This window comes from Staphylococcus sp. SB1-57, from assembly GCF_017086425.1.
GTDB lineage: Bacteria > Bacillota > Bacilli > Staphylococcales > Staphylococcaceae > Staphylococcus > Staphylococcus warneri_A.
This window is the reverse complement of sequence record NZ_CP070964.1, coordinates 1,237,822-1,251,885: the sequence shown is the minus strand read 5'-3', so window position 1 is coordinate 1,251,885 and position 14,064 is coordinate 1,237,822. Positions and strand designations below refer to the sequence as shown.

Sequence of the window (14,064 nt, the reverse complement as noted above, 5' to 3'; positions counted from 1 at the left end):
TAATTCATTTATTGCTATGCTTTCAGGTGTATATTTAGACAAAATAATGTAGAATAAAAGTTAATGATTGAAAATAATTGGAGTGAATATTTTGGACGTTATCAAGCAAATACAACAGGCAATTGTTTATATCGAAGACCGTCTACTTGAGCCGTTTAATTTGCAAGAATTAAGTGATTACGTTGGTCTCTCTCCCTTTCACCTTGAACAATCATTTAAAATGATTGTAGGTCTTTCACCAGAGGCGTATGCAAGAGCTAGAAAGCTGACACTAGCTGCTATAGACGTCAAACATAGTGCGAGTCGTTTGGTAGACGTTGCTAAGAAGTATAGATATGCAAATTCGAATGATTTTGCAAATGATTTTAGTGACTTTCATGGCGTTTCACCAATACAAGCATCAACTAAAAAAGATGAACTTAAAATGCAAGAACGCATTTATATAAAATTGACAACAACAGAGAGAGCGCCTTATCCCTATCGACTAGAAGAAACGGATGACATCTCTTTAGTTGGTTATGCAAGATATATCGATGCAAAGGATTTGTCAAACCCTTTTAATGTGCCTGACTTTTTAGAAGATTTGCTATTAGATGGTCATTTAAAAGAGTTACGACGTTATAATGATATAAGTCCATTTGAATTATTTGTTATAAGTTGTCCTTTAGATTCTGGGTTAGAAATTTTCGTAGGTGTACCGAGTGAGCGTTATCCAGCTCATTTAGAAAGTAGATTTCTACCTGGTAGACACTATGCTAAGTTTAATTTACAAGGGGAAATTGATTATACGGTAAATGAGGCTTGGTATTATATCGAAACAAGTTTACAGTTGACGTTACCTTATGAAAGAAATAGTTTATATGTAGAAGTATATCCTTTAGAAATTTCATTTGATGATCCTTTTACAAAAATTCAATTATGGTTACCTGTTGAGCAAGAGCATTATAATAATGAAAATTAGACATAAAAAAATCATGCCTACAAAAATGACATTTAGTCATATTTGTAGGCATGATTTTTTTTGAATTATAACTTTAGTACAAAAGCTTCATAAGGCTCGATTTGTTTTATATTAATTTCTTTCTTATAGTTGTGAAGTAATGTTTCTAAACGATCTACATCAAGATCTATATTTAATTGGCTCACTTTATCAGTTAAATTACCCACGATTAATACCTTCTCATTGTTAAGCGTTCTTGAATAAGCAAAGATATTAGGGTTATCAGCATCCACTAAATCAAATTGACCATAAGTATAAATATCAGCAGATTTTTTTAATTGAATTAGAGATTTGTAAAAATTTAGTACAGAATTCGCATCCTCTTGTTGGTCAGCCACGTTAATCTCTTTATAGTTAGTATTTACTGGGAACCATGGTTGACCATCTGTAAAGCCTGCGTTTTTTTCGTTATTCCATTGCATAGGCGTACGAGCATTGTCTCTGTTTTCCATTTTATATTTATCCAATAATTGATTGACGTCACCACCTTGTTCTTTAACGATTTGATATTCATTTTTAACTGCCACATCGTTAAATGTTTCAATACTATCAAATGGATAATTTGTCATACCAATTTCTTGTCCTTGATATATAAATGGTGTACCTTGTTGTAAGAAATACACGACTGCGTGACTTGTAGCTGATTCATACCAATAATCTGTGTCATTCCCCCATGTTGACACACGTCTTGGTTGGTCATGATTTTCAATAAATAGTGCGTTCCAGCCTACGCCTTCTAGGCGTTTTTGCCATCGATTTAGTACATTTTTATATGCGCTGACATCAAATTGAGAATCTCCAGTACTCCAAAGTCCTAAATGTTCAAATTGGAAAATCATATTAAATTTACCATTTTTTTCTCCGACCCATTCATCAGCATCGTCAGGTGTCACACCATTAGCTTCACCAACAGTCATAATATCATAGTTAGACAATGATTGATCTTTCATTTCTTGTAACCAATCTTGGATACCGGGTTGATTCATATCGACGTCAAATGCAGGTGCGTATGTTTTACCATTTGGTACAGGTAAATCACCTGCTTCAAACGTTTTCTTAATATGTGTAATTGCATCCACTCTGAACCCATCAATACCCTTATCAAACCACCAATTCATCATATCGAATACAGCTTTTCTAACGTCTTTATTATTCCAATTTAAATCTGGTTGTTTTTTACTAAACAAATGGAAATAATATTGACCTGTTTTGGCATCATATTCCCATGTTGAACCATTAAAAATACTTTCCCAGTTATTAGGTTCCGAGCCATCAGGTTTTGGATCTTCCCAAATATACCAGTCACGTTTAGGATTATCTTTACTTGATCTTGATTCGATAAACCATGGATGTTCATCAGAAGTATGATTTACAACTAAATCTAGTATTAATTTCATTCCACGTTGATGAACACCTTCTAACAATTGATCAAAGTCATTCATTGTACCAAATTCGGCCATAATCGCTTGATAGTCACTTATATCATAGCCATTGTCATCATTTGGAGATTTGTACATTGGACTCAACCAAATTACATCTATACCTAAATCTTTTAAGTAATCTAATTTTTCAATCACACCGGGTAAATCCCCTATACCATCGTTGTTACTATCATTAAAACTTCTCGGATAAACTTGATATGCAACGGCTTCTTTCCACCAATTTTTAGTCATCTTAAGTACACCTCTAATATATATTGTTAATTAACGAAACCGGTTTCTTTATCAATTATTTTATCGATAAAATGAGCAAGGGTCAAAATTTTTGATGTGAAAATAAAATAAAATAACTTAAAAAAACGCCTTACACTTTCGTGTAAGACGTTTTAAATCAAATATGAGTATTACTCTTCAACCCATTGTGTATGGAACACACCTTCACGGTCTTTACGTTCATAAGTATGTGCACCGAAATAGTCACGTTGAGCTTGAATAAGATTTGCTGGTAAATCTTCAGAACGATAACTATCATAATAGTTCACACTGGCAGAGAATCCTGGTGTTGGTACACCGTTTTTAACGCCTGTTGCTACAACATCTCTTAACGCATCTTGGTAATCTGTAACAATATTTTTGAAATATGGATCTAATAATAAGTTTTCAAGTTCAGGATTATTATCATAAGCATCTTTAATTTTTTGTAAGAATTGTGCACGAATGATACAACCTTCACGCCATATCATTGCAAGCTCACCTAATTTTAAGTTCCATTCGTGGTCTTCGCTTGCTTTTCTCATTTGAGCAAAGCCTTGAGCGTATGAACAAATCTTACTCATATATAATGCTTTTCTGATTTTTTCTAAGAATTCTTCTTTATTACCATCAAATGATGCTTGCGGTCCATTTAATGATTTAGAGGCATTAACACGTTCTGCTTTAATTGATGAAATGAAACGTGCAAATACTGATTCAGTGATAATTGTTAATGGAATTCCTAATTCTAAAGCATTAATAGAAGTCCATTTACCTGTACCTTTTTGACCAGCAGTATCTAATATTTTTTCTACTAATGGTTCGTTGTTTTCATCTAGTTTAGTGAAAATATCGCCAGTAATTTCTATTAAGTAACTTTCAAGTTCTCCAGCATTCCAGTCTTTGAAAGTTTGAGAAATTTCAGTATGACTCATACCTAATAAGTCTTTCATCATTGCATAACTTTCTGCAATTAATTGCATATCTGCGTATTCAATACCGTTATGAACCATTTTTACATAATGGCCTGCACCATTTGGTCCAATGTAAGTTACGCAAGATGCACCATCTTGAGATTTTGCTGCAATGGCATCTAAGATATCACTGACTTTATTATAAGCAGCTTCTTGACCACCAGGCATTAAAGAAGGACCAGTTAAAGCACCTACTTCACCACCTGAAACGCCCATACCGATGAAATTAACGCCACTTTCAGCTAATGCTTTATTTCGACGAATTGTATCTTGATAGTTTGTATTACCACCATCAATTAAAATATCATCATCATCTAATAAAGGTAATAAACCATCTATTGTTGCATCAGTAGCAGGACCAGCTTTAACCATTAATAAAATTTTACGGGGTTTTTCTAATGAATTAACAAATTCTTCTAAAGAATATGTTGGGTGGATACTTTTACCTTTTGATTCTTCCACCATTTCATCCGTTTTTTGTCTAGAACGATTATAAACAGATACACTATAACCACGTGATTCAATATTCCATGCAAGGTTTTTACCCATTACGGCTAAACCTACTACACCTATTTGTTGTGTCATATTACTTACCTCTCTTATTCGAATATTTCATTCATATTGTATCACAAAATGTGTACGTACTTCACTAAATTGGCCATGCTATTCTGCAACGAGCTCAATAATTTTTAAGACTTGACTAGTTAACATATTAAGATCTTTGACGGCAATTCTTTCACTTGTTGTATGGATATTTTCATAACCAACGCCTAAAATAACAGAAGGAATGCCATACGTATTAATGATACTACCATCTGAACCACCACCAGAGATTACTGTATCTCCTTTAAGACCTAGAGCAACTGCACTTTCTTTAGCTATTTTAGTCACTAATGCATCGTCCTCAATCTTAAATCCAGGATAGCTTTTTTCTATATCTACACGCGCTTGACCACCTAAATCTTTAGCGGTTTGTTCAAAGGTTTCTTTCATGTGTTGAACTTGTTTTTCAATACTTTGATCATTATGTGAGCGTGCCTCTGCTTCAATAACTACTTCGTCAGCTACAATGTTTGTTGCTGAGCCACCATGAAATTTCCCTATATTCGCAGTAGTTAATTCATCAATTTGACCTAGATGCATTTTGCTAATTGCTTTAGCAGCTATATTGATTGCACTAATACCTTCATTTGGTGTACTAGCATGTGCAGTTTTCCCATTAATTGTAGTATTAATCTTCATCTGAGTTGGTGCTCCGACAACAGTCGTACCAACCTCAACACTTGCATCAATAGCATATCCAAAGTCAGCATCTAATAAAGAGGTATCCAGAACTTGAGCGCCTAATAGACCTGATTCCTCCCCTACAGTAATCACAAATTGAATTTGTCCATGAGTTAAGTGTTGTTCATTAATAGTAGTAATTGCTTCAATAATAGCTGCTAGACCTGCTTTATCATCAGAACCCAAAATGGTCGAACCATCTGAATATATGTAACCATCTTCTGCCACATGAGGTTTGATATCAAGGCCTGGAACTACAGTATCCATATGACTTGTAAAATATAATTTAGGTACATCTTTATTTGAAATATTACTTGGCATCGTACAAATGAGATTGTTTGCCCCCAGACCATCTGTTTGACTTGCTTGGTCTTCTTCAACTTTTAAACCCAGTGATTCAAATTTTTCTTTTAAAATTGGTTGAATTTTCTCTTCATTACCTGTTTCTGAATTTATTTTTACTAAATCTAAAAATGTATTTAAGAGACGTTCTTTATTCATCGTCGTCATTCCCCCTTATTCATATAACTCCAGTTTAACTGAATTCTGAATATATCAAAAATAAATTGATTGCAATTCGGAATTAAATCATATAATGTTAATCTATACCTAGATTTTGTATTATGAATGACGTCTTAAATACGTTTTTATGTAATTGGAGGAACATCATATGACGAATAAAGTATTACGTGTAATTATAGTAGTGATGTTAGTAGCGGTAGTATTAGCCCTACTACTTACAAGTTTAGTCCCAATGTTGAACTAATCTTTGATATACTTAAAAAGCCAGAGGCATCTCTAATCGATGTCTCTGGCTTTTTTTACTTAAATTTTTTAAGCATAATTTTTAATTTCACTATGCAATTTTAAAGATCCAAATTGAGATTTAATATTTAAATACTCTTCTAATTCATTTAATAATTGAATAATATTTGCGCGCGAATTTAAAGCTTGGTGTGAAGTAGGCAACGGTAATTCATCTAAAGATAATCTTATTTCATACAGTGAATGTAATCGTAAAGCAGTATAATCATTACTATTAACATTACTACCTATTTCAGAAAGTAATTGTGAAATACGATCTAATATTGGATCTTTAGTTTGTATATTTTCTATTAAAAATTTCATTCTTTTTAATAAATCTACTTGCTCTTCGCGCATATCAAAATAATGATAATATGAATTTTCATTTCTTACAAAGTGATTCTTAACATCTCTAAATGCTAGTGATTTAGCTTTTCTAAGGTTTAATGCAAGAGGCTCAAAAGTGATATTGAGTTTATGGTTATCCTGTTTACATGCATTTTCAAAAGCTATAAAAACGTCAGTAATTTGATGTTCTATATCATTTTTAAAGTGTTTTAAAGTTTTGTCTAAACTTGGCATAATCAAATTCATTATAAAGGCAATGCCGAGTCCAACAATTAACAACATCATTTCATTAAGAATCAGATGTCCATTGATTGCTTTAGCATTAAAAACGTGGAGTAATATTACACAACTTGTAATTACACCTTCTTGAGCATTTAATACAACTGTTAATGGAATAAATAATAATACAATTAATCCTAGCACGACGGCATGTTGTCCTAGTATAGAAAATATTGCTGATCCTAAAAATAGGATTAACAAACATGATACTAAGCGAGAGACAATCGCCGTTAGTGAATGCATTTTAGTATGTTTGATACAAAGTACAACAAGTATTGCACTTGAAGCATAGTTATCAAGGCCCAAAAGCTTACAAATTATAACACCTAATGTCATTCCTACTGCTGTCTTGAGTGTTCTAAATCCAATCTTATAAGGATTTAACTTGAGCATCTGACTATGACCTCTTATCTTTCTTCACAATATTGATCGAATAGGTTTTGTAATTGATTAATCACATTCATTACATCATGACCTTCAATTTGATGACGTTCAATCATCTCAGTAATCTTACCATCTTTAATCAGTGCGAATGAAGGACTTGATGGTGCATAACCTTCAAAATAATCTCTAGCTTGTTGCGTTGCTTCTTTGTCTTGTCCTGCAAATACAGTTACTAATCGATCTGGTAATTTATCATAATGTAGAGCATGTGCAGCTGCTGGACGTGCAATGCCACCTGCACAACCACAAACAGAGTTAACCATAACAAGTGTTGTACCATCTTGTTTTAATACTTTATCAACGTCTTCAGCTGACGTTAGTTGTTCATAACCAGCATCTTCAATTTCGTTTCTTGCTTGGTCTACGACACCGTTCATATATAAATCAAAATTTAAATCCATAAGTTAGAATCACCTTTCGTTATTAATTTAACTGTCTTTATTTTACTAATTAAACGTTGATACTTCAACATGCATGATTATTGAAAATAAAATAGACATAAATACTTTCATCAATATAAAAGTATTTATGTCTATGAATAAAAAGTGTAATTAATATATATTAGTGTTCTCTACTGTGTATTGTTCTACGCGTTGTTTTATATGATTCATGAATTGGCCAGTTTGTAACCCATCTAAGATACGGTGGTCGATGGATATACAGAGATTAACCATACTTCGTATCGCTATCATATCATCGATAACTACAGGTTTTTTAACAACTGATTCAACTTGTAAAATAGCTGCTTGTGGATGGTTAATGATACCCATTGAAGATACAGAACCAAATGAACCTGTATTATTTACAGTAAATGTGCCACCTTGCATATCCTCTTGAGTTAATTGATTGTTTCTTGCTTTTTGAGCAAGTTCATTAATCTCACGAGCGATACCTTTAATTGATTTTTCATCAGCATGCTTAATGACTGGCACATACAATTTATTTTCATGTGCAACTGCAATGGAAATATTGATATCTTTATGAATGATAATTTCACTGCCATTCCAACTACTATTTAACATTGGGTAAGCTTTTAAAGCTTCTGCGACTGTTTTAACAAAGAAAGCAAAGAATGTAAGGTTATAGCCTTCATTATTTTTAAAGCTATTTTTATGATAGTTTCTAGTTTTAACTAAATTAGTAGCGTCAGCTTCAATCATCATCCAACCGTGTGGTATTTCAGTAGCGCTTGTTACCATGTTATTTGCAATCGCTTTTCGCACACCATTAACAGGTATCGTACTTTGGTCACCGGTCCATTGATGTTGTGCATCGTTTGACTCAGTTGTTACTTGTGGTTGAGCATTAGCAGATGATTGTGACGTGTTAGTCTGTGTTGGATGTGAATCTGCTGCATTGATAAATGCTAAGATATCTTTTTTAGTTACCCTGCCTTCGAATCCAGTTCCTGGAACTTGTGATAAATCAATTTGATTTTCAGAAGCTAATTTAAATACTACAGGTGAAAAACGACCATTATTTTTAGGTTGAGTCTCATTTTGAAGTTGAGTAGTATGATGATCTTTTTTTGATGTCTCTTCTTTTACATTCTGCTTTTGAGCGTTTGACGCATTTTGTTTATCGTCATTTGAATTTATTTCTGAAGAGTTTTCTTCAGGTGAATCAATTTTACAAATAACTGTATCGATTTCTACAGTTTCGCCTTCACTTACAGTTAATTCTGTAATCGTACCTGAAACGGTAGATGGTACTTCAGCCGTTACTTTATCTGTAATTACTTCACATAGTGGATCATATTCATCGACATGGTCACCTACAGATACTAGCCATTGCTCAATTGTACCTTCATGAACACTCTCGCCTAATTTTGGCATTTTAATATCCAATGTAAAGCCTCCTTAAAATTCTGCGAGTTCACGCATTTTTGCCTGTATTTTCTCAGGGTTCATCATTAATTCATTTTCTAAAACTGGTGAGAATGGCATTGAAGGAACATCAGCACCAGCTAAGCGCATAATCGGTGCATCTAATTCGAATAAGCAGTTTTCAGCGATAATAGCGGATACTTCTGACATAATGCTACCTTCTAAATTATCTTCAGTAACTAATAATACTTTTCCTGTCTTTTTAGCACGTTCGATAATAGTATCTTTATCTAACGGATAAACAGTTCTTAAGTCAACTACTTCAACGTTGATACCATCTTCTGCAAGAATATCAGCAACTTGTAGACAATAATTAACCATCAATCCATAACAAAATACTGTTATGTCATCGCCTTGACGCTTCACATCAGCTTTACCTAATGGAACTGTGTAGTAATCTTCTGGTACTTCTTCTTTTAAGAAGCGATATGCTTTTTTATGTTCAAAGTAAAGCACTGGATCGTTAGATTCTATTGAAGATAAAAGTAATCCTTTAGCGTCATATGGTGATGATGGAATAACAATCGTTAATCCCGGTGTTGAAGCAAAGATACTTTCAATACTTTGTGAATGATATAAGCCACCATGCACGCCACCACCAAATGGTGCTCTAATTGTAATTGGACATTGCCAATCGTTATTAGAACGATAACGCATTTTGGCTGCTTCACTAATAATCTGATTTGTCGCTGGTAAAATAAAATCTGCGAATTGTATTTCGGCAATAGGACGTTTGCCTAACATAGCTGCACCTATTGCAGTACCGACTATATTTGATTCAGCTAACGGTGTATCAATGACGCGTTCTTTACCATATTTACTTTGTAAACCTAAAGTAGCACCAAATACGCCACCTTTTTTACCAACGTCTTCACCAAGAATAAAAGTATTTTGGTCTTTTTCCATTGCTAAGTCTTGTGCTTGGCGAATGGCATCTAAGTAAGATAGCTTAGTCATGATTGATACTCCCTTCTTCTTCATAAACATAGGCATAAGCTTCTTCGACTGAAGGATATGGTGCTTCTTCTGCAGCTTTTGTAGCATGATTAATGATATCTTTATGTTCTTGTTCTATTTCAGTTAACCAAGCATCGTCAATGATACCTAAATCCAACAAATGATTTTTAAAGCGGATATTACAATCAGCTTCTTTTAAGCCGTCACGTTCTTCTTGCGTTCTATATTTATCATCATCGTCTGATGAATGTGCTGTCATACGAGTTGTGATTGCTTCAATTAACGTAGCACCTTCTCCATTAAGTGCTCTCTTTCTTGATTCTTTCATAGCTTTATACATTGCGATTGGATCATTACCATCAACTTGTACACCTTCCATGCCATAACCAATGGCACGATCTGATAAATTTTTAGCTGCATATTGTAATGAATCTGGTACTGAAATCGCATATTTATTATTAATAATGACACACACAAAAGGTAATTGATGTACGCCAGCAAAGTTCAAACCTTCATGAAAGTCTCCTTGGTTAGAACTACCTTCACCAACTGTTGCAGTAGCGATATTGGGCTTTTTATCCATTTTTAATGCTAATGCTGCACCAACTGAATGTGGAATTTGAGTTGCTACTGGAGAACTTTGGGATAAAATACCCTTTTCTCTATGACTATAATGAGATGGCATTTGTTTACCACCTGAGTTAATATCGTCCCTTTTACCAAAAGAAGCTAACATAGTATCGAGAGGCGTCATACCCATGTATGTTACAAAAGCTAAATCTCTATAATATGGAGATGAAATATCACCTTGTTCCATAGCATAGGCCATACCTATTTGAGTTGCTTCTTGACCTTGACCACTGACAACAAAAGGAATTTTACCGGCTCTATTGAGCAACCAAAGTCTTTCGTCTAATTTACGTCCAAGATCCATCCATTTATACATATTTTTTAGGTCTTCTTCTGTAAGGCCTGCTGACTTATAGTCAATCATGTTATTTCCTCCTATTTAAACGTGAATTGCTCGATTTTCAATTTTTAGGCCAAGTTCCATCAATACTTCAGAAAGAGATGGATGAGCATGAGTAGTTAAACCTAATTCTAATGATGAGCCATTCATAAATTGTAATAATGATACTTCATTGATTAATTCAGTTACGTGTGGGCCAATCATATTGATTCCAATGATTTCATCTTGATCTTGATCAACAATCACTTCACAAAAGCCATTTTGAGGGCCAGTAGATTCTATCATTGCTTTACCAATTGCTTTAAATGAAACTTTATAATTTTTAGCATTGATATTGTCCTGCTTAGCTTGTTCTAAGTTTTTACCTATTGAAGCTATTTCAGGATAAGTATAAATACATTTGGGCATTAAATTATAATTGATAGGTATTGGTGATTCGTCAAACATATGTTCAACTGCTGTGATACCTTCTTTTGAACCTACATGTGCTAACTGCAATTTACCAATACAATCACCTGCGGCATATATATGCTTATCTTCTGTTTGTTGGTATTGATTAGTGATAATATGACCTGATTGAGTCGTTTTCACTTTTGTATTTTGTAATCCTATATCAGACGTATTTGGTTTACGGCCGACTGATAACAAAATTTTATCTACAACGATTTGTTGATCATTGATATGAAGCGTTGCACCATTATTATCTTTGTTAACCTTTACACTTTGATCATCTAAGACAACATTTTCGAAGAATTTTGTTCCGCGATTTTCTAATTCTCGTTTAATTGTTTTGGCAATTTGAGTACTTTCATTTGGTAGAATGCGTTCATTAGCTTCAATAACAGTCACAGCAACACCTAAATCCGTTAAATATGAAGCGAATTCTAAACCAATGACACCACCGCCAATAATTGCGATACTATCTGGTAATATATCCATATTTAAAATATCATCACTAGATAAAATGACGTTATGATCAAATTTTAAGAATGGTAAAGATTGTGGCACAGAACCAGTAGCTATAAGTACGAATTGATTTGGAATCATTTCGTTTTCTCCATCTTCAAATTCTACCGATATCGTACCACTTTGTGGAGAAAATATAGATTCTCCTAGTATGCGCCCAGTACCGTTAAATACATCAATGTGATTCTGTTTCATTAAATGCTGAACACCTTGATACATTTGATTAACGATTTCATCTTTTCTTTCTAAAATGCGCTCATAATTCAAATTATACTCTGGAACATCAATACCAAATTGTTTCGCATTCTTTATAGTATGGACTACTTCTGCAGATTTTAATAATGATTTGGTAGGAATACATCCTTTATGTAAACACGTACCTCCTAATAGCGATCTTTCGACAATAGCAACTGTTTTGCCTAATTGTGAAGCACGTATTGCCGCTACATATCCTGCAGTACCTCCACCTAATACAACTAAATCATATTGCTTTTCAGACATATGCTTACTCCTAACTATATGTATAGAGAACATTAATAAAACTATGTTTATTAAAAATTCTCTGATAATTAAAGGTTATCTTTCTTTTCATCTTCAAAATTAATCAATACTATAATATTTTACATCAGTTAAAACATTTTCGAAATTCTAAATACTTCATTTTTTTGTATAAAAAGTGACTATTCAATACAACTGGAAAATTTACAGACTAACGAAACATCATTACTTAAGTATTAATTATTAATGATGTTTTACTTAATTTAAATTAATACATTATTTCCTTTGATTCTGAGCTATCATTTCTTTTGCATTCTCTCTCGTTAAATCTGTAACACTAGCGCCAGAAATCATACGAGCTACTTCATCAATTCGATCATCATTTTCAAGTTCTTTAACTTGTGTTGTTGTTCGGTCTTCTGTTGTATGTTTAGAAATAAGTAAATGATGATCACTCATTGTAGCAACTTGAGGTAAATGTGAGATACATATTACTTGAATATATTCAGCTATATCACGCATTTTCTCAGCCATTTTTTGAGCTGCTTGACCTGAAACGCCTGAATCAACTTCATCGAATAATATAGCTGTTTGTCCTCTAGATTGAACAAATATACTTTTTAATGCGAGCATGATTCTAGATAGTTCCCCGCCTGAAGCTATTTTATTTAAGCTTTTTAGAGGTTCACCTTTATTTGGGCTAATTAAAAATTCTACAAATTCAATACCTTCAATATTCGGTTCATCAAGTGGTTTAAATGAAATTTCTAAATTGGCATCTTTCATTTGTAAATTTTGTATTTCTGATACAATATGGTCTCTTAATTCTCTAGCAACTTTCCGTCTTTTTTCTGATAATGATTTACCTACTTTAATTACTTGTTGGTATAAATCGTTAATCTCTTCACGTAGTTGTGATGTACTTTGTTCATAGTTTTCAATTTTATTGATTTCATTTTCAAGTTTGCCTTGATATGCAATCAACTCGGAAACATCCTTACCATATTTACGTTTTAAGTTATTAAGCAAGTTCATACGTGATTCAAGTTCATTAAGGACTTGTTCATCAAATTCAGTATTAGTCATTTCATCATAAAGTTCGTGTTTGGCATCTTCTAACGTATAGTAAAACTGATCTACTTCTTCTTTTAATGTTACATATTTATCAGGAACAATATCATTAATTTCATTTAAGAAATTGCTTAGTTCATAGAGTCGATCAGTAATTGCATTTTCATCTGTTAAAGTCAAATGTGCATTATTTAAAGCTAAACTTAGTTTTTCTGAGTTTTGAATTCTTTTAATATCTGATTCTAGTTGGTCGACTTCTCCCTCTTTTAAAGATGCTTCTGTCAATTCTTCTAATTGAAACTTCATTAAATCTAGTCTTTGTAGCAATGCTTGGTCAGCAGATTCTAATTCTTCGAGTTCTTTGCGTTTAGATTTATATTGATTAAAGACCTCGTGATATTGTGATAAAAGATCACTATATTGCTCACCAGCGTAATCATCGAGTAATTGTAAATGATATTTTTGTTTAAGTAATGATTGTGTTTCATGTTGCCCGTGGATATCTAAAAGTTCCTGCATTACTTTTCTTAAATCTTGTAATGTAATAGTTTGATTATTAATTCGACAGATACTTTTGCCAGAACTAAAAATTTCTCTTTTAACTAATAAAAAGTCTTCATCGATATCAATATTTAAATCTTGCAACACATGTATTGCATCTTTGCTATTATCAATATCGAATATACCTTCAATAATTGCTTTTTTCTCACCATGTCTAACATAATCTGATGACGCTCGCATACCGATAAGTTGTCCAATAGCATCGATAATGATTGATTTACCTGAACCTGTTTCACCACTTAAAACAGTTAAACCATCTGAAAATTGAATTTCTAATTCATCGATGATTGCAAATTGTTTTATTGATAAGGTTTGTAACATAAATTCATCG

11 protein-coding genes are annotated in these 14,064 nt (G+C 32.9%); 1 reads left to right on the top strand and 10 read right to left on the bottom strand.

Features of this window, described 5'->3' with window-relative positions; all coding sequences use genetic code 11:
* The first annotated feature begins 91 nt into the window (after positions 1 to 91).
* Positions 92 to 961, top strand: coding sequence for an AraC family transcriptional regulator (locus tag JX000_RS06230; protein WP_049425196.1), 870 nt, complete (start codon positions 92 to 94; stop codon positions 959 to 961).
* A gap of 65 nt (positions 962 to 1,026) precedes the next feature.
* Here the strand turns inward: JX000_RS06230 and JX000_RS06225 are convergent, their stop codons facing one another.
* From JX000_RS06225 to recN, 10 genes are all read right to left on the bottom strand, one after another.
* Positions 1,027 to 2,673 carry a glycoside hydrolase family 13 protein gene (locus JX000_RS06225; protein ID WP_049425197.1) on the bottom strand — a complete coding sequence of 549 codons (1,647 nt, stop codon included), beginning with the start codon at positions 2,671 to 2,673 and terminating at the stop codon, positions 1,027 to 1,029.
* A gap of 170 nt (positions 2,674 to 2,843) precedes the next feature.
* Positions 2,844 to 4,250, bottom strand: coding sequence for an NADP-dependent phosphogluconate dehydrogenase (gndA, locus tag JX000_RS06220; protein ID WP_206140517.1), 1,407 nt, complete (start codon positions 4,248 to 4,250; stop codon positions 2,844 to 2,846).
* 78 nt (positions 4,251 to 4,328) lie between these two features.
* Complete coding sequence (locus tag JX000_RS06215; RefSeq protein ID WP_002451923.1) at positions 4,329 to 5,450, bottom strand: M20/M25/M40 family metallo-hydrolase; 1,122 nt, start codon at positions 5,448 to 5,450, stop codon at positions 4,329 to 4,331.
* Positions 5,451 to 5,783: 333 nt separating this feature from the next.
* A complete protein-coding gene (locus JX000_RS06210; protein ID WP_002451922.1) occupies positions 5,784 to 6,773 on the bottom strand; it encodes an aromatic acid exporter family protein in 990 nt (329 codons plus the stop codon).
* A 14-nt stretch (positions 6,774 to 6,787) separates the two neighbouring features.
* Positions 6,788 to 7,225 carry a bacilliredoxin BrxB gene (gene brxB, locus JX000_RS06205; RefSeq protein ID WP_002451921.1) on the bottom strand — a complete coding sequence of 146 codons (438 nt, stop codon included), beginning with the start codon at positions 7,223 to 7,225 and terminating at the stop codon, positions 6,788 to 6,790.
* A 150-nt stretch (positions 7,226 to 7,375) separates the two neighbouring features.
* The gene (locus tag JX000_RS06200) at positions 7,376 to 8,671 is read right to left on the bottom strand and encodes a dihydrolipoamide acetyltransferase family protein (protein ID WP_049425199.1); all 1,296 of its coding nucleotides are present in this window, start codon (positions 8,669 to 8,671) and stop codon (positions 7,376 to 7,378) included.
* 12 nt (positions 8,672 to 8,683) lie between these two features.
* Positions 8,684 to 9,667, bottom strand: coding sequence for an alpha-ketoacid dehydrogenase subunit beta (locus tag JX000_RS06195; protein ID WP_002451919.1), 984 nt, complete (start codon positions 9,665 to 9,667; stop codon positions 8,684 to 8,686).
* Entirely contained in the window at positions 9,660 to 10,661 is a 1,002-nt protein-coding gene (locus tag JX000_RS06190) for a thiamine pyrophosphate-dependent dehydrogenase E1 component subunit alpha (protein WP_075777830.1), read from the bottom strand. The genes JX000_RS06195 and JX000_RS06190 overlap by 8 nt, the downstream gene beginning before the upstream one ends.
* Before the next feature lie 15 nt (positions 10,662 to 10,676).
* Positions 10,677 to 12,104 carry a dihydrolipoyl dehydrogenase gene (gene lpdA / locus JX000_RS06185; protein ID WP_124224718.1) on the bottom strand — a complete coding sequence of 476 codons (1,428 nt, stop codon included), beginning with the start codon at positions 12,102 to 12,104 and terminating at the stop codon, positions 10,677 to 10,679.
* A gap of 273 nt (positions 12,105 to 12,377) precedes the next feature.
* Positions 12,378 to 14,054, bottom strand: coding sequence for a DNA repair protein RecN (gene recN, locus JX000_RS06180; protein ID WP_002451916.1), 1,677 nt, complete (start codon positions 14,052 to 14,054; stop codon positions 12,378 to 12,380).
* Positions 14,055 to 14,064 lie beyond the last annotated feature (10 nt).

What these genes read in the sequence shown, in the direction of transcription:
- JX000_RS06210 (WP_002451922.1), bottom strand. Translation starts at nt 6,773, where the DNA reads ATGCTCAAGTTAAATCCTTATAAGATTGGATTTAGAACACTCAAGACA.
- lpdA (WP_124224718.1), bottom strand. Translation starts at nt 12,104, where the DNA reads ATGTCTGAAAAGCAATATGATTTAGTTGTATTAGGTGGAGGTACTGCA.
- JX000_RS06215 (WP_002451923.1), bottom strand. Translation starts at nt 5,450, where the DNA reads ATGAATAAAGAACGTCTCTTAAATACATTTTTAGATTTAGTAAAAATA.
- JX000_RS06190 (WP_075777830.1), bottom strand. Translation starts at nt 10,661, where the DNA reads ATGATTGACTATAAGTCAGCAGGCCTTACAGAAGAAGACCTAAAAAAT.
- JX000_RS06225 (WP_049425197.1), bottom strand. Translation starts at nt 2,673, where the DNA reads ATGACTAAAAATTGGTGGAAAGAAGCCGTTGCATATCAAGTTTATCCG.
- brxB (WP_002451921.1), bottom strand. Translation starts at nt 7,225, where the DNA reads ATGGATTTAAATTTTGATTTATATATGAACGGTGTCGTAGACCAAGCA.
- recN (WP_002451916.1), bottom strand. Translation starts at nt 14,054, where the DNA reads ATGTTACAAACCTTATCAATAAAACAATTTGCAATCATCGATGAATTA.
- JX000_RS06195 (WP_002451919.1), bottom strand. Translation starts at nt 9,667, where the DNA reads ATGACTAAGCTATCTTACTTAGATGCCATTCGCCAAGCACAAGACTTA.
- gndA (WP_206140517.1), bottom strand. Translation starts at nt 4,250, where the DNA reads ATGACACAACAAATAGGTGTAGTAGGTTTAGCCGTAATGGGTAAAAAC.